Source organism: Methylocystis sp. WRRC1 (genome assembly GCF_020733155.1).
In the GTDB taxonomy this organism is placed as follows: Bacteria; Pseudomonadota; Alphaproteobacteria; order Rhizobiales; family Beijerinckiaceae; genus Methylocystis.
Window position 1 is genome coordinate 1,243,821 of the sequence record NZ_JAJFZJ010000001.1, and the last position, 19,811, is coordinate 1,263,631.

Annotated in this window: 17 protein-coding genes; 7 read left to right on the forward strand and 10 right to left on the reverse strand. The window is 62.7% G+C overall.

All coding sequences use genetic code 11. From position 1 onward, the window contains the following. Window positions 1-106: 106 nt before the first annotated feature. Window positions 107-1,225, reverse strand: coding sequence for an alanine dehydrogenase (ald, locus tag LG047_RS06135; RefSeq protein WP_227965953.1), 1,119 nt, complete (start codon window positions 1,223-1,225; stop codon window positions 107-109). A gap of 150 nt (window positions 1,226-1,375) precedes the next feature. Between ald and LG047_RS06140 the strand changes: the two genes are divergently transcribed. The 3 genes from LG047_RS06140 to LG047_RS06150 all read left to right on the forward strand — a co-directional run bounded on the left by LG047_RS06140 (window position 1,376) and on the right by LG047_RS06150 (window position 3,740). Continuing rightward, complete coding sequence (locus LG047_RS06140; RefSeq protein WP_036285915.1) at window positions 1,376-1,777, forward strand: DUF3775 domain-containing protein; 402 nt, start codon at window positions 1,376-1,378, stop codon at window positions 1,775-1,777. An 82-nt stretch (window positions 1,778-1,859) separates the two neighbouring features. Further along, complete coding sequence (smbP, locus tag LG047_RS06145; protein WP_227965954.1) at window positions 1,860-2,198, forward strand: small metal-binding protein SmbP; 339 nt, start codon at window positions 1,860-1,862, stop codon at window positions 2,196-2,198. A gap of 120 nt (window positions 2,199-2,318) precedes the next feature. Beyond that, window positions 2,319-3,740, forward strand: coding sequence for an amino acid permease (locus tag LG047_RS06150; protein WP_227965955.1), 1,422 nt, complete (start codon window positions 2,319-2,321; stop codon window positions 3,738-3,740). On the opposite strand, the gene LG047_RS06155 is transcribed toward LG047_RS06150, so the two are convergent. From LG047_RS06155 to LG047_RS06165, 3 genes are all read right to left on the reverse strand, one after another. Then, window positions 3,715-4,920 carry a sugar-transfer associated ATP-grasp domain-containing protein gene (locus LG047_RS06155; protein WP_227965956.1) on the reverse strand — a complete coding sequence of 402 codons (1,206 nt, stop codon included), beginning with the start codon at window positions 4,918-4,920 and terminating at the stop codon, window positions 3,715-3,717. The genes LG047_RS06150 and LG047_RS06155 overlap by 26 nt on opposite strands. Before the next feature lie 42 nt (window positions 4,921-4,962). Then, on the reverse strand, window positions 4,963-6,540 hold the full coding sequence (locus LG047_RS06160; protein ID WP_227965957.1) for a hypothetical protein: 1,578 nt from the start codon (window positions 6,538-6,540) through the stop codon (window positions 4,963-4,965). Window positions 6,541-6,738: 198 nt separating this feature from the next. After that, window positions 6,739-7,068 carry a hypothetical protein gene (locus tag LG047_RS06165; protein WP_227965958.1) on the reverse strand — a complete coding sequence of 110 codons (330 nt, stop codon included), beginning with the start codon at window positions 7,066-7,068 and terminating at the stop codon, window positions 6,739-6,741. Window positions 7,069-7,742: 674 nt separating this feature from the next. On the opposite strand from LG047_RS06165, the gene LG047_RS06170 reads away from it, so the two are divergent. Beyond that, window positions 7,743-8,105 carry a hypothetical protein gene (locus LG047_RS06170; RefSeq protein ID WP_227965959.1) on the forward strand — a complete coding sequence of 121 codons (363 nt, stop codon included), beginning with the start codon at window positions 7,743-7,745 and terminating at the stop codon, window positions 8,103-8,105. 600 nt (window positions 8,106-8,705) lie between these two features. Here LG047_RS06170 and gpt read toward each other — a convergent pair. The 3 genes from gpt to LG047_RS06185 all read right to left on the reverse strand — a co-directional run bounded on the left by gpt (window position 8,706) and on the right by LG047_RS06185 (window position 11,226). Further along, complete coding sequence (gene gpt / locus LG047_RS06175) at window positions 8,706-9,215, reverse strand: xanthine phosphoribosyltransferase (protein ID WP_227968440.1); 510 nt, start codon at window positions 9,213-9,215, stop codon at window positions 8,706-8,708. 26 nt (window positions 9,216-9,241) lie between these two features. Then, window positions 9,242-10,006: a molybdopterin-binding protein gene (locus LG047_RS06180; RefSeq protein WP_227965960.1), complete on the reverse strand. Its 765-nt coding sequence runs from the start codon at window positions 10,004-10,006 to the stop codon at window positions 9,242-9,244. A 104-nt stretch (window positions 10,007-10,110) separates the two neighbouring features. Further along, window positions 10,111-11,226 carry an OpgC family protein gene (locus LG047_RS06185; RefSeq protein WP_227965961.1) on the reverse strand — a complete coding sequence of 372 codons (1,116 nt, stop codon included), beginning with the start codon at window positions 11,224-11,226 and terminating at the stop codon, window positions 10,111-10,113. Between the two features lie 201 nt (window positions 11,227-11,427). Here LG047_RS06185 and map point away from each other — a divergent pair, with 201 nt between their 5' ends. The 3 genes from map to LG047_RS06200 are packed head-to-tail and all read left to right on the forward strand — an operon-like array spanning window position 11,428 to window position 14,454. Next, window positions 11,428-12,267: a type I methionyl aminopeptidase gene (gene map, locus LG047_RS06190; RefSeq protein WP_036285899.1), complete on the forward strand. Its 840-nt coding sequence runs from the start codon at window positions 11,428-11,430 to the stop codon at window positions 12,265-12,267. After that, window positions 12,264-12,998 carry a DNA repair protein RadC gene (gene radC / locus LG047_RS06195; protein ID WP_227965962.1) on the forward strand — a complete coding sequence of 245 codons (735 nt, stop codon included), beginning with the start codon at window positions 12,264-12,266 and terminating at the stop codon, window positions 12,996-12,998. Before map ends, radC begins: the two co-directional genes overlap by 4 nt. A gap of 49 nt (window positions 12,999-13,047) precedes the next feature. Continuing rightward, entirely contained in the window at window positions 13,048-14,454 is a 1,407-nt protein-coding gene (locus tag LG047_RS06200; RefSeq protein WP_227965963.1) for a DHA2 family efflux MFS transporter permease subunit, read from the forward strand. A 14-nt stretch (window positions 14,455-14,468) separates the two neighbouring features. Here LG047_RS06200 and LG047_RS06205 read toward each other — a convergent pair whose 3' ends face one another. From LG047_RS06205 to LG047_RS06215, 3 genes are all read right to left on the reverse strand, one after another. After that, complete coding sequence (locus LG047_RS06205; protein ID WP_227965964.1) at window positions 14,469-16,820, reverse strand: hypothetical protein; 2,352 nt, start codon at window positions 16,818-16,820, stop codon at window positions 14,469-14,471. A 111-nt stretch (window positions 16,821-16,931) separates the two neighbouring features. Further along, window positions 16,932-17,660 (reverse strand): RlmE family RNA methyltransferase, encoded by a 729-nt coding sequence (locus LG047_RS06210; RefSeq protein WP_227965965.1) that lies wholly within the window; start codon window positions 17,658-17,660, stop codon window positions 16,932-16,934. Further along, entirely contained in the window at window positions 17,657-19,756 is a 2,100-nt protein-coding gene (locus LG047_RS06215) for an ABC transporter ATP-binding protein/permease (RefSeq protein ID WP_227965966.1), read from the reverse strand. The genes LG047_RS06210 and LG047_RS06215 overlap by 4 nt, the downstream gene beginning before the upstream one ends. Between the last annotated feature and the right edge of the window lie 55 nt (window positions 19,757-19,811).

Genomic DNA, 19,811 nt, shown 5'->3' on the forward strand with positions numbered 1-19,811 from the left:
TCCTTTGGGTCAACCAAATACTATTTGTAAACACGTGTTGCGTGAAGCAGTCGTTACTTAATTGGGGCGAGATTGATACGAGCGATTGTCAACGGTTAATTAGGCGTTAACCATCATAAACATCCTCGAAGCGAGTAAAGGTCAGATTATGCGTAGCCGCAACGGGCATTGATACGATTTTTCCGCCCGTGATCGCGAGGCCGGCGCGAAGATGTGGGTCGTCCCGCAACGCGGCGCGCCAACCTTTGTTGGCGATTGCGAGAACGAATGGCAGCGTTGCATTGTTCAATGCGAATGTCGAAGTGCGCGGCACGACTCCCGGCATGTTCGTAACGCAATAATGCACGACGCCATCGACGACATAGGTCGGATCGGAATGACTCGTCGGCCGCGAGGTTTCGCAGCAGCCGCCCTGATCGATGGCGACGTCGACGATGACCGCGCCGCGTTTCATCGTTTTCAGCATGTCGCGAGTGATAAGAATTGGCGCCCTTGCGCCGGGCGACAAGGCGGCGCAGACGACGAGATCGGCGCGCTTCACCGATTCCGCTATCGCTTTGCCTGTCGAGTAAATGCTTCGTACCGCGGATCCGAATCGGATTTCGAGACGTCTGAGCGCATCGGGATTGCGATCGGCCACCAGCACGCTGGCGCCCATGCCGAGCGCAATCGTCGTCGCCTGCACGCCGACGCTGCCCGCGCCGAGAACGAGCACTTCAGCGGAGGGCACGCCCGGCGCGCCGGCAAGCAACACGCCCCGACCGCCAGCCGGTTTCTCCAGGTAGCGCGCGCCGATCTGCGGCGCGAGACGTCCCGCGATTTCCGACATCGGCGCAAGCAGCGGCAGGCCGCCAGCCGGCGCTGTCACGGTTTCATACGCGATACAATGCGCGCCGCTCGCGGCGAGTTCGCGCGTCAGATGCGCATCGGCGGCAAGATGAAAATATGTGAAGAGGACCTGATCGGGATGAAGCTGCGCGACTTCTCCCGGCTGCGGCTCCTTGACCTTTACAATAAGCTCGGCTGTCGAGAAGATTTCATTCGCGTCGTTGACGAGTCGGGCGCCCGCAGCCGCGTAATCGTCATCTGACAGGCCCGCTCCGTCCCCGGCTCCGCGTTCGACCAGGACCTCATGTCCAGCCTGCTTGAGCTCGGCGACCGATGAAGGCGTCAGGCCAACGCGATATTCATTGTCCTTGATTTCCCGAGGCGCGCCGATCCACATCTGACTCTCCAAAAATCGCTGACGCCGCCGATCAAAAAGGCGTCTGCGCTGCATATATGCGAAGGGTGACGCCGCGCGGCAAGGACAAAGCTGAAGCTGAATTGAAGATCCGGGCGCAACGAGCGTCCGGAAGAGCAAAGGACGAAATCAATGCTGACAATCAATACTGACAAGGTTTGTTTCGTCATCGTCAAGGCGCGGGAAATCGAAAGCGAAGACGAGGGCATGGAGGCCGACGCCTCCAATGAAACGGATGACAAATTCACCAGTGTGCTGACGGAAGAGGCCTATGAAACCGTGCGCAATGAGATCGCCTCTTTCATCGACGCCATGGACATCGACGAGCAGGCCGAACTGGTTGCGCTGGCCTGGATTGGCCGCGGCGATTTCTCCGCCGAGGAATTGGCGGCGGCGGTCGCCGAGGCGCGCAGCCGGCGCGAGGGTTCGACCTCGGCCTATCTTCTCGGCATCCCATTGCTTGCCTCATACTTAGAAAACGGCCTTGGCGAATTCGGGGAGACCTGCACAGGCTTTGCGGCCGATCGGCAATAGGCGGCGGTGGGCAGGGGAGGGCTCGAACTTGTCCCACCGCCTCCCCATATACAGCCTGCGGCTAACTTTTGAGGAGACGCACATGAATCGCAGAATTTTCGCCATCGCTCTCGCCCTCGGCGTCGCGACATTCTTCGCGCCGCGACTCGCCTTGGCGGAAAACCATCTCGCCGAAGCCATCTCCCACACCAAGGAAGCAATCGAACATGGAAAGATGGGCCATGCCGATGTGCTCGTGACTCATGCCGAAGCGGCGCTGACGCACGCCAAGGCCGCCGAGGCGGAGAAAGCCAATCCTCACACGAAGGAAGGGATCACCCATCTGAATGCGGCGATCGACCACGGCAAGCAGAAGCACGCGGATGTTGCGACGAAGCACGCCGAAGAGGCGCTGACGCATCTGGAAGCCGCGACCAAGTAAGGCCGACCGCTCTTGCGGCGAGGGCGGCCCTTCGGGGTCGCTCTCTTTTTGCGGCCGGCCCGCTCATGACAGGCTGCGAGCAATAGCTTATGTCATCGCCCGAGATCAGAGGGGCGAGACATGAATTTGCGGGAGCTGACGCGCGCAAAATCGATCGAGCGTTTGCAGGCCGAAGCCGGGAGGCGTGGCGAGTTCCGTCGCGTTTTGGGCGTGTGGCAGCTCACCGGGATCGGGCTTGGCGGGCTCATTGGCGTCGGCATTTTCGTTCTCACCGGCGTTGTCGCGGCGACGCAGGCCGGTCCGGCGGTCGCTCTCTCCTTTCTCATCGCCGGCGTTGCGAGCGGCGCGGCGGCCCTGTCCTACGCCGAATTCGCCGGGCTCATTCCCGTCGCCGGCAGCGCCTATACCTATGCCTATGCGGTCCTTGGCGAACTTGTGGCCTGGATCATCGGCTGGGATTTGCTCCTCGAATATGCGCTGGTCGTCGCCGTCGTCTCCATTGGCTGGTCGGCCTATCTGCAGGCGCTGCTCACGCAACTCGGCTTGCCGGTCCCGACATGGGCGGCGGGCGCCGCAGGAACTGGCCCGGGCCATGTGATTGATCTCTTCGCGGCGCTCGGCGCGCTTGGCGTCGCCGGGCTTCTGACGTTGCGCATCGAATGGGGCGCGCGTTTCAATGTGACGATGGTTATCATCAAGATCGCCGCCGTGCTGCTCGTCATCGCGGCGGGTCTGCCCTATGTGCGGCCCGAGAACTGGCGGCCCTTCATGCCCTATGGCTTCTCGGGCGTAGCCGAAGGCGCGGCGGTCGTATTCTTCGCGGTCTTCGGATACGACACGCTGACGACGGCCGCCGAGGAAGCGCGAGAGCCACAGCGTGACTTGCCGCGCGCGGTGCTGCTGTCGCTCGCCGTGTCGCTGACCCTCTATGTCGTGATGTCCCTCGTGCTGACGGGCGTCGTGCATTACGACACGCTGAACAATTCCGCGCCTGTCGCCACCGCCTTCGCGGCCATTGGCCTGCCCTGGGTTACGCTGATTATTTCGCTCGCGGCCGTCGCCGGCATCGCCAGCGTCATGCTGGCGTTTCTCCTCGCCTGCGCGCGTATATGGTTCGCAATGAGCCGAGACGGTTTGCTTCCGGGCTGGTTCGCCCAGGTTCACCCGCGCTTTCGCACGCCGCATCGCCCGACGCTTATCGCCGGCGGGCTGACGGCTGTCGTCGCGGCCCTCTATCCGATCAAGGAGGTGGCGGAGCTCGTGAATATCGGCACGCTCTCCGCTTTCGTGGTGATCTGCCTTGCGGTGATCGTGCTGCGCCACACGCGGCCGGACGCGCCGCGGACATTCCGCACGCCGCTCGTTCCCTTCATTCCGCTTGTCGGCGTCGCCTTTTCATTATGGCTGCTGTCTCGGCTCCCGGCCATCGCCTGGGAGCGCTTTCTCATCTGGATGGCGCTCGGCCTCGCGATCTATTTTCTCTACGGGCGACGACACAGCCGTCTCGCCGCAGAGATCAAAGGCGCGCCACCGACTCCTTGATTCTCTTCACATGCGCCGCTCCGGCCGTCTGCTGAGCGGAGAGAAGTTCGTCGAACTCCCTGCACAGCACGCCTCGACGATCCGCGATCTGAACAAGGCCGAAATCCGGCGTCTCATTGGCTTCGACGATAACGGGGCCGTCGTCTGTCGCCGCCATGTCCCAGCCAATGACGCCGAAGTGGCGCAGCACTTTCGCGCCTTCGACCGCGACCGCCTTCATCCTTTCCCAGTCGGGAACCGCAAGGCCGATCAGTTGGGCGCCGGTGTCGGGATGATGCGTCACGTCCTTCATCTCGAAGCCGACGCCGCTCGTGACGCGCTGGATACGGCCGGTCGCGAAATCGAGACCGGCAAGCATGTTTCCAGCGCGCCAGAAATTGTCGGCGATATTGCCGGCGGCGGGGAGCTTCCATGCTGCGCGAAACGCTTTCGGACCATCGGGCGTCGCGATAGTGAGAATGCGCACGGTCGCGAGCCGCTCGCCGATCGCCGCAACGAGATCGCGATGCGGCCGCAGCATCCGCTGGAACAGATAGCCGGCGGCGTAATGTTTCTCGATGTCGTCGATCGTCGCATCGACATCGAGACGTTTGCCGCCGACGGCGATCAGCTCGCCGGTCGCCGCGTCGCAACCCAGCAGCGCCAGCGCGCCGAGGCTCTGGAAGCTTTCGACCGGCTTGCCGAAGAGCGGGTAATTTTCTTCAATCATCAGAAAGGCGCGAAGCTCCTCGCGTGAGCGCAGCAACCTCTCCGACGCGACGCTCAGGCCCGGCGCATAGATCGCCAGCGGTGGAATCGTTGGCAGGCCATAGGTCGCCAAATAGCTCTGCGAGGCGAGTTTGTTTGTCAGCAGACCATGCCAATCGTGGCGATAGTTGATCTCGACCACGAGATCTCGATTGCGGCGGGCGCCGACGAAGTCGCCCTTATCGGCGCCGGCAAGCCATGCGTCGTCGAAGAGACGGTATTTTATATAATCCTCGAAGGAGAGCTTGCCGGGTCCAAAGGCGAGACGCGAATATTCCCGCATCAATTGCATTGGCGGCGCCCCGGTCTGCGCCGCCGCGCGCTGCATGCTCTCGGCCATGGACGCCTCTCCGCCCTCATGCGCGGTGTCGAAACTCGCGGCCGGCGCGGGCTGCTCGGTCTTTGGTTTGCGACTCAAAAAGGAAAACGCCACGGCAATCCTCCGGTCCTGTTGCGCAGCGCGTTGCGCGCGGCGTTAATTGCTGGATGCGGCGAGTGAGAGAGCGCCATTGGCGCCGATGCGCCTCGCGAGCGCGCCCCATTTGCGGAACAGCAGTTCCATGTCCTCGCGCAGCGGGCGGAAGGCGGTCTCGGGATCCATGCCCTGCGCGACGCGCTCCGCAACCGCATTGGCCTGCGGCATGCCGAAGCACAGGCGCAGCGCGGCGCGGCCGCCGAGCAGGACCGGCTGACCGACATGACACACGCGCGAAAGCTCCGGCTTTTCGAAATCGCCGTCGGGCGCGCGTAATGATTCATAGATCAACCGCGCCTGCGCAACGTCGCCGTGATGCGTGATGATCGGAAAGATCGTCGCCGGCTTGCCGCCGAGACGCCAATTCTCCGCGTCGAGAAAATCAAGATCGGGGTTGCCGGCGACGCAGCGGCGCGCCGATTCCGTGAAGAGCGCGATGATATTTTCACGCAACGCAGCGGGAATCGCGGCGTAAGCCTCGATCTCGGCGAGCGCCGCCTCCCAGCGCAGCCCCATCCCGAGATTGGCCGGCGCGAAACTCGCCGCCTCGAATGCGCTCTCGAAACGCCGCGGCCAGTCGAAGCGCGCGGCGTATGCCGCGAAGCCCTCGGGCAGGCGCAGATCGCCAAGCCGCGCGGCCTTGTCCGGGGGGATCAGCAGCGCGCCGCAAAAGGGCGGCCCACCTGCGAATTTCGAGCCCGTCACCATGACGAGAAAGCCGGCGTCGAGATCGGCTCTTATCTCGTCGAAGGAGCATCGCAGCTGGCAGGCGTCGACGAGGATCAGCGCGCGCTCGCCCGCGCTCGCCGCCATCTCGCGCGCCACGGCGCGGCTCGGCCCGCTGCGGCCGGTCTTTGAGCAGTCGAGCACGTGCAACAGCGCCCCGCGTCCCACGCGCAGCGCGTCGGCGACGGCGAGACAGGCGGCGCGGTCGAGCTCCTGCGCGGATCGCGGACGGCCGTTTGCGTCGCGTATGTTTATCGCGCGCATGACGGCGTCGTCCCTTGCCCAGCCGGCAAGCGGCGCGCCTTTTTCGACCTGCGGCTCGAAAGCCGCCGTCGCGGCGAAATGCGCGCCCGTCGCGGCCAGCGCGACGCCGCTGCCGGTTTCCTCCGGCGCGACGACGATATTGGCGATGGGCCGGCGCAGAAGCGCCCTGGCGACCGCGAGCGCGGCGAATTCGGCTTCGGTGCCGGAGGCGGTGAGGACGACCTCCACGCCGGGCGCGCCGAGCTGCGCGCGAATCCGCGCCCGTAACGCATCGAACCAGGCGGGGAGATCGGCGCCGTCCTGCGACAGCGCCGCCAGTGCGTCGCGGGCGGCGGCGTAGCCTCGCTCTGTGATGGCCGCGGCGGTGGAGGAGGAGAACCAGATTTCGTCGGTCGCCGGCTGCGTCGGCGCGCCATAGCGGTTACGGCGCGTCACCGGATCCGGCCAGATGCGCTCGTCGCCGCCGGAGGTCAGCATGAGATCGAGACGCGCCCGCGCCGGCCCGGCCTGACGGTTCGTGGTTTGATCCGGCGTCGGCGCCACGGCGCCATCTACATCGTCCGAATATCGCTTCGCTGCGTCCGTCATCACCGCTCGTCGCCGAATCACGCGCGTTCATCGCGCGCGACCACTCTTGTCGGCGAAAGCTAAGCAATAATTAACGGTGAAGGTAACGCTTCGAGCCTCGCGACGAAACTGCGTCGTGACGGAGACGAAGCGCACGCGGCCGAGTTCGACCCACGTCGGCGCGAGCGGCGGGGCGCGCCGCCCGCAAGGCCGGCCGGATCACTGATGGTGTTCCGAATGATGCTGCGAATGCGGGCTATGGCGACGATGGCCCGGATGATAGGGATTCAGATGTTTGGGATCATGATGCGGACAGGGATTGCGCCAATGGCGTATGCCTCTCGCATGATGCTGGGGCGATGTCGTGACGAAGCAGCCCTTGCTGTGATGGGCGTGCTCATCTGAACGTCCATGATGCTGCTCATGAAGAAACGCTAACTGCTGGCGCTCGCCCGCCAGCGCATTCGGACTGTCAGCCAGCGCAGTAAATCCTGAAAGAGCAGCGACAGTCGAGATGATCAGGAGCGTATTACGATTATTCCGCATCATTAACTCCGCCAACTCAAGCCATCCTGCGTCGAACGGCCCGGTTATTGATGTATCGATGGATTTCCTGGCGCACCTCAGCGTTTCGGAAACCGGTTTTCATCGAAATATGACGGCGTATGTGGGGTCCCAAGGGACCACAGCATGAAAATCATATGGCGCCGGCGCCGGTGTCTACACGGCAGGCGATCACCTCGATTTGCGAAACGTCATGATATTCTCGGAAAAGCGGCTTCAGGAACTTGATTGGATTACACTTGTTTATTTCAATTCGCCTGCCTCGCCGCAATTGAACTATCCGCAACGGCGCAAGACCGTTCGCGACATCGGCGCCCGGGCGCGGCCGCGATCCATGGTCGATTTATGATCGCGCATGACCCGTTCCGTCACAGCGGCGCAGAAGCATAAGTATCTGGTTTTAAAGAGCCCTCCCGGGCGCTTCGCCAGCACGGCCGCTGACGACGTCACCTTGCCGCAAGCTTCGGCGGAGAGAATTGGATTGAAATCAACGCGCGGGACCGTCTGCGAACAAATTAACGCTTGAGATTTCCATGGTTTGAAGACAGTATTCGGATATGTTTGCCAGTTGAGTTAGAGAAATGTACGCGTGTAATTGTTCTATTTCGTGTGTAATCGGGCTGGCTGGGTGATATAGTCACAGAAAGGGCGACGGCGTCATGGCTGAAGTTGAGAGAAGCTCCCCTGCAATTCGGGCGGTCAGTAAATTGCAGGGTCATGGCGCACGCCAGCTGCAAGACAAGCTCAGAGAACTCTCCGATCGGCTGGATCGGCCTCACGAATTCGTGAAGGGCCAATTCGTGCAATGGAAAGCCGGCCTCAAGAACAGGCATTACCCTAACTATGGCGAACCCGCGATCGTGACGGCTGTATTGACCACGCCCGTTTTCGACCAAAGCGACCTGTCGGCCGCCAGTCCCTATTATCTGGAGGCGCTCACGATCGTCATCGGCACATGCGTCGAAGATGAATTTGTCGAGTATCGGGTCGACGGACGCAGATTTGAGCCATGCGGCGATTAAGGCGATTTGCTTGAAGAAGTCATAATCGGGGAATCGCGACCGTCTCCGCCAGCGAATGGACCGTCCTTCGCCGGGAATTCGCGAGAGCGCGCAAAGAAATCTGACATCGGCCGAGTTTGGCCTGTTGCGGGAAACGCGGATTGTCGCGCGCCGTGACGCGTCCGGCGAGTCCCGGATGTCCGCTGAGTCTTCTTTTTCAATTTGGCGAAGATTTGGTGCGGGCGGCCGGAATCGAACCGGCACAGGCCTTGCGGCCCTACGGATTTTCGTACCCGCTACGGCTTTCGCCGCCCCGCTCGCGCGGGTTTGGGGTCTGGACTATACCTTCGCCCTAGCGTGAAACGCCTTAGGCGCCGCCCGTCTAGTCTCTACACCTTCCCGCCGCCCGGCGGGCTTGGCTCGGGATCGCCACTTTTGGAGGTTTCCCCGACTTTGAGCGGTTCTACTCCCTCGGTTTCCCGTCTGGAGCACTCAAATTGCTTCAAGTCCGTTGCGTCTACCAGTTTCGCCACGCCCGCACGACATGACGCATGATCCGATTTCCGGGATCACGCCGCGGCCCGTTATAGGGCGCGCTCCGCGGCCGCGACAAGCGGGTTTTTACCCTCGCCGCGTCGGTCTCCCCTGCGTTTTCTGAATCGGAGCCTGAAAGCTGAGCCCCGTGTCCCACGGGAAATAGATCCAGGTGTCCTGCGAGACCTCGGTGACGAAAGTGTCGACCATCGGCAGGCCCTGCGGCTTGGCGTAGACGGTGGCGAAATGCGCCTTGGGAAGCATATTGCGCACGGCTCTGGCCGTGGCGCCGGTGTCGACGAGATCGTCGATGATCAGCACTTCCGCGCTCGGGCGCTCGAGAATCGTTTCCGTCAGGGGCTTGAGCACCTCTATCGTGTCCCGCTCCGTCTCCTCGTGATAACTCGCGACGCACACGGTCTCGATGACGCGGATCCCGAGTTCGCGCGCGACGATGCCAGCCGGCACGAGCCCGCCGCGCGTCACCGCGACGATCGCCGAAAAGCCGCCGATCGAGGCGAGTCGCCAGGCGAGCGCGCGGGCGTCGCGATGAAACATGTCCCAGGAGACGGGGAAAGACTTGCCGGCGCCATGCATGTGAGCCTCGCTCCTTTCAGTTGTCGTCAACGCCGCCCGTCCTGGTCGGCCAATTCGGCCAGGAGCCTGCGCACATCCTCGGCAGCCTGGGCCAGTGCGTCCTTGTCGCGGCTGCGCAGCACGATCTGGTTGCGGACGCCGGCGCTGGTGAAGGACGGATAGGAGCCGACGCTGACACCCTGACGCCCGCGGGCGATTTCCTCCAGTCGCGCAGCGTAGCTGCCCTCCGGAATCGCGCCCGCCGCGACCGTCTCGACCAATATGCGCGCGCCGGATTTGAGCTGCGGCCCGACAGTGTCCATCATCGCCTGCATGATGACCGGCACGCCGGCCATGACGATCACATTGCCGATCCAGAAACCGGGCGCCTTGGAGATGGCGTTGAGGACGAGTTCCGCCCCCTTTGGTATCCGCGCCATGCGCCGGCGGGCGGGATTGAGCTCTTCCTCCGAAAAGCGCTCCCGCAACAGTGAAATGGCGCGGGGATCTTCGCCGATCTCGACCCCGAAGGCCTTCGCCACCGCATCCGCGGTGATGTCGTCATGCGTCGGGCCGATGCCGCCAGTGGTGAGCACGTAAGTGTAGCGCGCGCGCAGTTCATTGACCGCGGCGACGATCGCCGCCTCGTCGTCCGACACGACGCGCGCTTCTTTCAGATCGACGCCGATCTCGCCGAGATAATTGGCGATATAGCGAGTGTTTACATCCTGTGTGCGGCCCGACAGAATCTCGTCGCCGATGACAAGAACCGCCGCCGTCGCCGGCGCCTCGCCCTTTTTGGGGTCTTCCATTCGCCCGCCTCCCTGGAGCGTCAATTATGGCGGGCGCGCGGACGAACGCCAAGCCTCACAGGACATCTTCCGGCATGGGCCGGCGCAGGCCCGGCCCCGGCGCCTCACTCGGCCGGCTGGCTATAGGGAAGGAGGAGCACAGGCCGATCACGGTCGATATGACCGGCGAGGCGGTGCAGCAGCGCAAGCGAGGCGCCGACATAAAGGACGTCGAGAACCGGCGACGCCAAGCTCGAATCACGAAGCATCTGCCCCACAGCGCTCATCAGACTGCCGACGCAGAAGATCGGCAGCGCGTTTCTCCCCATCAGGCTGAAGAAGCTGAAGGCTCGCGTCGCCCTGATGCGCGCCGTCAGGTTCGAGAAGTGGATCACGTAAGCGAGCGTCAGAAAATCGATGATTCGCACGACGCCGAGGTCGGTCTTGTCCCAGTCCAGATAAAGGCCCGCCTCTTCAACGAGGCCCGGCGCGAGGCCGAGAACATTGGAAACGACCATGGCGCCGATGAAAGTGAAGGCCACCGAAAAATGATAGGCGACGGGGTGATAGGGCACGCCTTTATCTTGCAGCGCGCCCCCGCAGAAAATCCCCAGAGCGAACATCAGCTGCCAGGTGAACGGATTGAAATACCAGCCGCCCGGCTCCGGCCATGAGGGCAGATTTACGCCCGCCATCCGCGCGCCGGCGTAAAGCGCCACAGACGCCGCCAGCATGGCGAAACGGCCGCGCAGCGTCAGGGCGAGCAGCAGCGGCGCCGCCGCCATGAGCACGATGTAGAGCGGGAGGATGTTGAAATAGGCGACCTGATGGCTGAGCGCGAGAATGCCAACGACGCCGCGGGCCGGATCGAGGAACGGCGTGGCGCGGCCCCGCTCGCTGAGCAACAGGTCGTATGGCGTGTAATCCTTCGCCACCCAGAAGAGGGCCAGCGCCGCCGCGGTCAGCATCAGATGCGCTCCGTAGAGCCGCGCGGCGCGGCGCACGAGCGACGCCGCCGCGGCGACGCCGGGACTGCGCCTGAACTTTTCGCCATAGGCGAGCTGGACCGAAACGCCGGAAAGGAAGACGAAAACCTCCGCCGCGTCGGAAAAATTGAAATTGCGCGGCGTGAAGGCGCCCAGCACATTTCCGGGGATGTGATTGACCAGGATTACGGCGAGGACGACGCCGCGCCAGAAATCTATCGAGTCGATGCGCTTCTTCTGCACGTCGGCTTTCATCGAATTTTGAAGGCGCACCGAATCCGGCGGCGCCAGGCTCCGCCCATTTCATATACAAGAGTCGCGCCAGTCGCGCCATGGCGCGTGTTGCCGCGGGATGTGCGAAAGTCGCGCGAGGCCCCGCCCCCGGCTTGCTTTGGCCGGCCGAACCATTACCTTGTTGATTAAATCAGCACTCTCGACGGAACCACAGACGCCCTCATGACCTTTATCGAGTCACACCTCGCCCCCGCCGGCCGCAAGAGCGGGCAGATCAAGCTGCACGGCCCGGAGGATTTCGAGGGCATGCGCCGGGTCGGCCGACTGACGGCCGAGGCGCTCGACATGCTCGTCCCGCATGTGAAGCCTGGCGTGACGACGCAGGCGCTCGACGACCTCGTCTTCGACTTCGCCTTGTCTCACGGCGCCTATCCCGCCCCCCTCGACTATCGCGGCTATCGCAAGTCGATCTGCACCTCGATCAATCACGTCGTCTGCCACGGCGTGCCGGACAACAAGGCGCTGCGCGAGGGGGACATCGTCAATATCGACGTGACCTTCATTCTCGACGAATGGCATGGCGACGCGAGCCGAATGTTCGCGGTCGGGGAAATACCCCGCAAGGCGCAGCGGCTGATCGACGTGACCTATGAATCGCTTTTGCGCGGCATCGCCGCGGTGAAGCCCGGCGCGACCACCGGCGACATCGGCGCGGCCATCCAGCAATATGCGGAGGCCGAACGCTGTTCGGTCGTTCGGGACTTCTGCGGCCACGGTCTCGGCCGCGTCTTCCACGACGAGCCCAACATCCTGCATTACGGGGTGAAGGGTCAGGGCGTGGAGCTGCGTCCCGGCATGTTCTTCACCATCGAGCCGATGATCAACCTCGGCCGCCCGCAGGTGAAAATTCTCTCCGACGGCTGGACCGCCGTGACCCGCGACCGCTCGCTATCGGCCCAGTTCGAGCATTCGATCGGCGTCACCGAGACCGGCGCGGAAATCTTCACGCTCTCCCCGCTGGGGCTGGACAATCCCGCCGGCGCGCCGCGCACGGACGCATGACGTCGGAGGGACGGACAAGAAAGCGGAACGGCCCTACGCCGAGCGGGCTGCGCGAAGAGTCGATCCACTATCATGGCCATCGGCAACGGCTGCGCGACCGCTTCATGGCGGCCGGCGAAAACGCGCTCGCCGACTACGAGCTGATGGAGCTGCTGCTGTTTCGCGCCATCCTGCGGCGCGACGTCAAGCCGCTCGCCAAGGCGCTGATCGACCGCTTCGGCTCCTTCGCGGAGGCGGTCGCCGCGCGGCCCGAGCGCTTACGGGAGATCGACGGGCTGGGCGAGGCTGCGATCGTGGAGCTCAAGCTGGTCGAGGCCGCCGCGAGGCGGCTTGCGCGCGGCAAGCTGGAAAAACGCACCGTGCTCTCATCCTTCATGGATGTGATGGACTATTGCCGCACGGCGATGGCCTATGCGGAGCGCGAGGAATTTCGTATCCTTTTTCTCGACAAGCGCAACGCGCTCATCGCCGACGAGGTTCAGGGCGTCGGCACGATCGACCACACCCCCGTCTACCCGCGCGAGGTGGTTCGCCGCGCCCTGGAGCTCGGCGCGAGCGCGCTGATCCTCGCGCACAACCACCCCTCGGGCGACCCGACGCCCTCGGCCGCCGACATCCGCATGACCAAGGACATCATCACGATCGCCCAGCCCTTCGGCATCGCCGTCCATGATCATCTCATCGTCGGCCGGAACGGGCAGGCCAGTTTTCGCGGGCTGAAGCTCATCTGATGCGGTAAGACGGGCGTCGTCTTCACTGTCCGATCGCGAAACAGCGCCCTTGTCTTCCTTCCTCGTCACGCCGCTCATCGTCGCCACCGCGCTGTTCATGGAGCAGCTCGACGGCTCCGTGCTGGCGACGGCGTTGCCCGCGATGGCGGCAGACCTCCATGAAGACCCGGTTGCGCTGAAACTCGCGCTGACCTCCTATCTGCTCTCGCTCGCGGTCTTCATCCCCCTCTCGGGCTGGGCCGCGGACAAGTTCGGCGCACGCCGCATTTTTCGCGCGGCGATCGTCGTCTTCACGCTGGGTTCGATCCTTTGCGGCTTCTCCGGTTCGCTCGCGACGATTGTCGCTGCGCGCGTCGTGCAGGGGCTTGGCGGCGCGATGATGGTGCCGGTGGGACGACTCGTGCTGCTGCGAACGGCGCCGCGTCACGAACTCGTGCGCGCCATGGCCTGGCTCACCATCCCCGCGCTCATCGGGCCGCTGATCGGCCCGCCGTTCGGCGGCTTCATCGCGACCTATCTGCACTGGCGCTACATCTTCTGGATCAATGTGCCGATCGGCCTTCTCGGCGTGGCGCTCGTGACGCGTTTCATACCCGATCTTTTTGAGGAGAATGTGCGCCCGCTCGATCTGAAAGGCGCGGTGCTGTCGGGCGTCGGCCTGTCTTGTCTCGTGTTCGGCTTCACCATCGCGGGACGCGGCTTCGCGCCGGCGCCCGTCGTGGCGCTGGTCATCGCCATCGGCGCAACCGCCCTGCTCGCCTATGTCCGGCATGCGCGGCGCGCCGAGCATCCGATCATCGATTTGCGGCTCCTTCGCATCCCCACATTCGCGGCGGCGATCTATGGCGGGTTTCTGTTTCGCATCGGACTCGGCGCCCTGCCCTTCCTGCTGCCGCTGATGCTGCAGGCCGGCTTCAATCTCTCCGCCTATCAGTCCGGCCTGCTGACCTTTGTTGCGGCGGCGGGCGCCATGGCGATGAAGACGACGGCGCAGCCGATACTGAAGCGTTTCGGGTTTCGCCGCGTACTGATCGTCAATGCGGTGATCTCGTCGATCTTTCTCGTCGTCAACGCCTGTTTCACGGCGGCGACGCCGCATTGGCTCATCATGTCCGTGCTGCTCGTCGGCGGCTTCTATCGTTCGCTGCAATTCACTGCGCTCAACGCCATCGGCTATGCGGACATCAGCCAGGAATCGATGAGCAATGCGACGAGCTTCACCGCGGTCGGCCAGCAATTGTCGCTCTCCACCGGCGTCGCGATCGGCGCCGCCGCCCTTGAAGCGTCTCGCGCGCTGGATGGCGGCGGCGCATTGCGCGCGGAAGATTTCGCGCCGGCGTTTTACGTAGTCGCGACAATTTCCGCGCTATCGGCGGCCCTTTTCTGGCGCCTCGCGCCCGATGCAGGCGACGAGCTGGTGGGGCGCACTCGGCCTCTCGCGCCCCCGCGATCATGAACGTCGGTGAACCCTCACCGCACCAGCCTGCTTATCGCAGCAACGAGGAAGATCGCGAAGATAAGGCCGAGGAATCTGAGCCAGTCAAAAGAAAGTTCGATCTGGCGCCGCTGCTTCTCGCTGGCTTCCGTGACGCTCCATTCCCTCAAAAATCTGCGGAAGGGATATGTCTTTTCGTACTCGCTGGTGGGAAGAACATAAAATATTAGCGGCTTCGAGTGCTCCTCCCTGATCCTGTAGGCGGGCACGAGCTTGTCGAAAAGAAAGATGAAGCTGATCGGCTTGATCCGGCGTGGCGCAGCAGGGTCCGTTTCGCCATCGACGCTGTAGCCCACAATTCCAAGCACGGTCTGAATGAAAAGCCAGAAGAGGAGGAGCGCGAGCGCAACGAACCAGATGACCCTCTCTGGTCTATAGCCGTGATCCGCCAGCCACCAGAGGGCGTATTGCACGATCGAGACAAACCTCCCTTCGATACGACGCAGGATGTTGGTTTCGGCGTTTCGCGTCGCATCGCCGACTTGTCGTCCAACCCCATCACAATGAACGCCCCAGCTCATGCAAAGATTGGCTTTCACCGCTGCGGTCTCACCTTTGATCTTGAGGTCGCGGGCGCCGTTGAGATCGCCGGCTTTTTCAAAAACGGCCACGAATTCCTGAAACGGCTGGGTGCCGATGAACTCGTTCTTTGTCACCCAGGCTGTCACATCTTCGGCGTCGGGAAGATGCAGGTCGGGCGGGAAAAGCGGTTTGCCGCCGGCAGTCGGCGTCGTCAGGGATTGACGAGCGCTCGAGCGCGGCGACAAGGCCGTCTCGCAACGATCTTTCGCGCTGTAAACGCGCTGAAAGTGCAGACCATTGACCTTGACCACGACATTCCTGGTTGCGACTCCAAAATCCAGAACCAGCGTTCCGGTCCGAAAATTGAAGATGCTCAATATTGGCTTGCCCTCGTCGGCAACGCCCGCGCCTGTCGAAGCCTCCAGCGTCTTGTCGAGATCCAGCCAGGCGGCTCCGTCGACGACATCCTCGTTCAGATAAATGATGCTGTCTCGCGGACGACCGGCATAGTCGGAGAGCCATCTGAAATCCCTCAGACACATCGAATATTTCACATGATTATTTATGAAAACGAGGACGCCGGGAACGATAGCCCGATACGCCTTGCAGGGCGTGTGGCGCATTTCATTCTTGCTGATGACCTCTCCGGAATTGGCGTATCTTTCAAAAGCGTTCTCGTCGCCGGCGGCGCCGATGGACTCTGTTTCATGGTCCTTGAAGCCGTAAACCGCATCGTCCTTTTTTTGAAATGAAGAAGGGGATTTTACGCTGCCGAAACCAAATTCCACTCCGACGATATCGGCAATTTCGTTCTTTCGAATATCGAAGCTGCAGCGCGCCTGGCTTTGGGTGAGGTCCAGCGCGCCATCAATTTGGTTCTTCAGCAGCGACACGTTGGAAAAGAAGCTTGCAGACAAATCGACGTCGCCTGATATGGCCACGTTCTCGATGTTCAGTTCTTCACGATAGAGAGAGCCTTTCAGTCTGAGCGAGCCCTTTACCGTCGTATCTGAAATGACAAGTTTCTGCGCATAGGCAAATTCCATCCACAATGAACCCGAAATTTCGGCTCTGGTAATCAGAATTCTTTCATAGGAGAGAACGGTATCGAGAGAAAAGTCGCCTTTCGTACGAAAATTTCTGACCTCGACGGGCGAACGCCTGCACTCGGTGGATTTGCCGCATCTGAAAGTCGAACGGTCCAAGGCGAGCGTGTATGGAATATCCAGGCCAGACAAATCTAGGCCTTCACAAAAAATCGCGCCGATCAGCCTTATTCCTTTGGGATCGACCTTGTCTTTCGTCTCGCGGACCAGATCCTTGACGAACCCCCTGGGCAGAACCCGCCTGTCGGATGTTTGGGCATCGGCGCAAATCTGTGCGGCCTTCACATATTTTGGCGCTTCGTAACGCGGTTTCCCTGCAACTGTCGATTCGAGAAAGAAGCCGCCCCGCGACGCGGCGGCGCAGACGACGCCATTGAGATCCGGAACGAGCACCGCCTCCATTCCGCGCGCCATACAGACGGCGACGCGCGCCAGCATGGTCTCGCCCGGCGCCTCGCACACTTCTCCGTAGCTTTCGGTGAAATCTACCTGGACCAGGCCTTTGCCGCGGTCGGAACAATATTTGGTTTTTACCGGGACAGGCTGCTCCTGTGCGGAAGCAGAGCCGCTATCACGCGGGCTGACGACCGCTGATTTCACGGGAGTCAGCATGTCGCATGCGAGCAAAAACAGCGCCGTGATCAGAACGGGCCGACGCGATCGACGAAAACAAAAAATATAACTTGCAAATTTCGGCATCGAACGCCTCCCTCGCCGAGCGGCGAATGGCGTTTCTCATAAGAAAACTGCTGCATCTAATTATGGAAATATCGCGTAGCGATAGCGCGTCAAGATTCCTGACGGCTCGATTTATTCCCGTCCGGATGGTTCGCTCACGTCCCGCCGCCCGCGAAATCCCGTCGCCAGCACGTAAAGCTCGGCCGAGTCCGCTCGGCTTGCCGCCGGCTTCACATGACGCACGGTTGCGAAATCGCGTTTCAGCCGCGTCAGCAGCTGACCTTCCGTTCCGCCCTGCAAGACCTTCGCGACGAAGAAGCCGCCGGGCGCGAGCACGTCCATGGCGAACTCGGCGGCAAGCTCCGCCAGCGCGACGATGCGCAGATGGTCGGTCTGCTTGTGTCCCGTGGCGTTGGCCGCCATGTCCGACATCACGCCGTCCGCCTCGCCGCCCAGCATCGCCTTGACGAAATCGGGCGCATCGTCGTCGTTGAAATCCTTCACAGCGAATGTGACGCCCGTGATCGGCTCCATGTCGAGAAGATCGACCCCGACGACTTTTCCCCTGCCGTCCTTCGCCTTCACACGGTCGGCGGCGACCTGCGACCAGCCGCCCGGAGCGGCGCCGAGATCAACGATGCGGCCACCCGGTTTGATCAGGTGATAGCGGTCGTCCATCTCGATCAGCTTGTACGCCGCGCGCGAACGATATCCCTCGCGCTTCGCGCGCGCGACATATGGATCGTTGAGCTGCCGCTCGAGCCACAACGTCGAGGACAGTGAACGCTTGCGCGCAGTCTTCACGCGCGTCTTGAGCGAGCGGCCGCCCTCTCGCCCGGAGATCTTGTCGCCGCCGCTCACGCGAGAACCTTGTCGCTTGGCGCGAACACGCCGTCGGCGCCGGGCTCCATGGCGATATGCCTCTCGTGGTAATCGAGCAGCGTCGAACGATGGCCGATCGAGATGATCGTCGTGTTCGGCAGGCGCTCGCGAAGCATCCGGTAAATATCGCCCTCGAGCTTTTCATCCAGCGCGGATGTCGCTTCGTCGAGGAACAGCCAGTCCGGCTTCGCGAGAAGCGCGCGCGCGATGGCGACGCGCTGCTGCTCGCCGCCCGACAGGCGCTGACCCCAATTGTTGTCCTCGTCGAGCCGGTCGATGAAGGGCGCCAGACGCGCCGCGCGCAACGCTTCCTCGATGTCGGCTCGCGTATATTCCGCCTTTTCTCCCGGATAGACGATCGCCTGCGCGAGCGCGCCCATCGGAATGTAGGGACGCTGCGGCGCAAGCATCACGCTCGCGCCCTGAGGCAGGATGATATGGCCCGCGGCATGCGGCCATATGCCGGCGATAGAGCGAAACAGCGTCGACTTGCCGGAGCCCGATGGGCCCGTGAGCAGCACGGATTGCCCGCGCGCGAAGGCCAGCTCCTCGGCGCGGACGATCCTGCGCCCGTCCGGAAGCGACAGCGTCAGATCCTTCAGTTCGAGCTGCGGCGCCGCGCCGCGCGAAAGAACCTTCGTCCGGTCAGCCTGCGCCTGCGCGGCGTCGATCGCGCTGTCGAACGAAGACAGACGGTCGAGCACGGATTTGAAATTCGCCAGCGAGGTGTAATAGCTGATGAAGAAGGTCAGCGCGCCCTGCACATGGCCGAATGTGCTCGCCGTCTGCGTCATGACGCCGAGCTGGATGCGGCCCGCGAAATAGAAGGGCGCGGTAATGACATAAGGGATGATCGGCGAAAGCTGGCCATAGGCGGCGGTGAAGGCCATCAGCTCCTTGCGCTTGCGCACGATCGCCAGATAGTTGAACACGATGCCGCCGAAGCGCTGCAGGAGCGTGCCGCGCTCTGCAGTCTCGCCCGAAAGCAGGGCGATCTGCTCGCTATACTCGCGCAGGCGGGCGAGCGAGAAGCGGAAATCAGCTTCGCGACGCTGACGGTCGAAGTAAAGAACCGTCAGCGAACGGCCGATGAGATGCGTGATGAGCGTGCCGAGCGCCGCATAAAGAAAGACGACCCAGAACAGAAATCCGGGAACATGGATATCCGTTCCCGGCAAAGGATAGTTGCCCGAGAGATCCCACAGCACATAAGAGAAGGACACGAGCGAGCTGATGGTTGAGATCAGCAGGATCGAATAGGAGTAGATGCCGTATCCCTCCTCGCCGCCGCTGATGAAACGATTGACGTCCTCGGCGATGCGCTGATCGGGGTTGTCGGCCTCGCCGCCCGCGAGCGCCATGCCGTAATGCGTATGCCTTCCCAGCCAGCGCTCGACATAATGCTCCGTCAGCCAGCGGCGCCAGCGGATGACGAGCAGCGACTGCACGACGAATTCGATGACGGCGCTCGCGACATAGGTGAAGGCCCAGGGCGTGAAGACGTAAAGGAGCTGACGCCAGAATTCGGGCCCGTTTTTCTCCTGAATCGCGTTGAACCAGTCCCGGTTGAAGAAGGACAGGCGCACGGAAATGCCGACCTGGGCCTGGTTGATCAGGACGAGAAACACGATCATCGCAGTGGCGATGGAGCTTTCCCGCGCCGCGAAGCGAGGGAACGGCCAGATGCGGCCTTCGCCGCGATTGTGCGAGTCGAAATAGAGGTCGGCGATGCGCGTCATCTCGCGCACGACTGGGATGTTCGAGACGGCGTAGACGACAACCGAGAAGATGGCGACGGTAAGCGCCATGCTTTCCGGGGGCGCGTAACTCGCGAGCGCGGCGGGCCACAGACCTTCCCCCTGCAGCAGCCGCACGAGTCCGAAGACCACGGTCTCGGTGGAGAAGATGCCGGCGAAGATTTTCATGAAGCTCGACATGCTGACGCCGCGCCAGGTCGTATAGGCGCAGAGCGCCGCGGCTACGGCGAGCACGAAGAGGTCGGAGTCGGCCTTGTGCGCGCCGACCATCGCAGCAAGGGCGGCGAAGGCGGCGACAGCCACGCTCAATCTATGCATTTGAATTCCTTTGAGGGACGGACGCCGTCATCGCGCGCGACACGGGAGCCGCGAC

What these genes read in the sequence shown, in the direction of transcription:
- ald (WP_227965953.1), bottom strand. Translation starts at nt 1,225, where the DNA reads ATGTGGATCGGCGCGCCTCGGGAAATCAAGGACAATGAATATCGCGTT.
- LG047_RS06140 (WP_036285915.1), top strand. Translation starts at nt 1,376, where the DNA reads ATGCTGACAATCAATACTGACAAGGTTTGTTTCGTCATCGTCAAGGCG.
- smbP (WP_227965954.1), top strand. Translation starts at nt 1,860, where the DNA reads ATGAATCGCAGAATTTTCGCCATCGCTCTCGCCCTCGGCGTCGCGACA.
- LG047_RS06150 (WP_227965955.1), top strand. Translation starts at nt 2,319, where the DNA reads ATGAATTTGCGGGAGCTGACGCGCGCAAAATCGATCGAGCGTTTGCAG.
- LG047_RS06160 (WP_227965957.1), bottom strand. Translation starts at nt 6,540, where the DNA reads ATGACGGACGCAGCGAAGCGATATTCGGACGATGTAGATGGCGCCGTG.
- LG047_RS06165 (WP_227965958.1), bottom strand. Translation starts at nt 7,068, where the DNA reads ATGATGCGGAATAATCGTAATACGCTCCTGATCATCTCGACTGTCGCT.
- LG047_RS06170 (WP_227965959.1), top strand. Translation starts at nt 7,743, where the DNA reads ATGGCTGAAGTTGAGAGAAGCTCCCCTGCAATTCGGGCGGTCAGTAAA.
- gpt (WP_227968440.1), bottom strand. Translation starts at nt 9,215, where the DNA reads ATGCATGGCGCCGGCAAGTCTTTCCCCGTCTCCTGGGACATGTTTCAT.
- LG047_RS06180 (WP_227965960.1), bottom strand. Translation starts at nt 10,006, where the DNA reads ATGGAAGACCCCAAAAAGGGCGAGGCGCCGGCGACGGCGGCGGTTCTT.
- LG047_RS06185 (WP_227965961.1), bottom strand. Translation starts at nt 11,226, where the DNA reads ATGAAAGCCGACGTGCAGAAGAAGCGCATCGACTCGATAGATTTCTGG.
- map (WP_036285899.1), top strand. Translation starts at nt 11,428, where the DNA reads ATGACCTTTATCGAGTCACACCTCGCCCCCGCCGGCCGCAAGAGCGGG.
- radC (WP_227965962.1), top strand. Translation starts at nt 12,264, where the DNA reads ATGACGTCGGAGGGACGGACAAGAAAGCGGAACGGCCCTACGCCGAGC.
- LG047_RS06205 (WP_227965964.1), bottom strand. Translation starts at nt 16,820, where the DNA reads ATGCCGAAATTTGCAAGTTATATTTTTTGTTTTCGTCGATCGCGTCGG.
- LG047_RS06215 (WP_227965966.1), bottom strand. Translation starts at nt 19,756, where the DNA reads ATGCATAGATTGAGCGTGGCTGTCGCCGCCTTCGCCGCCCTTGCTGCG.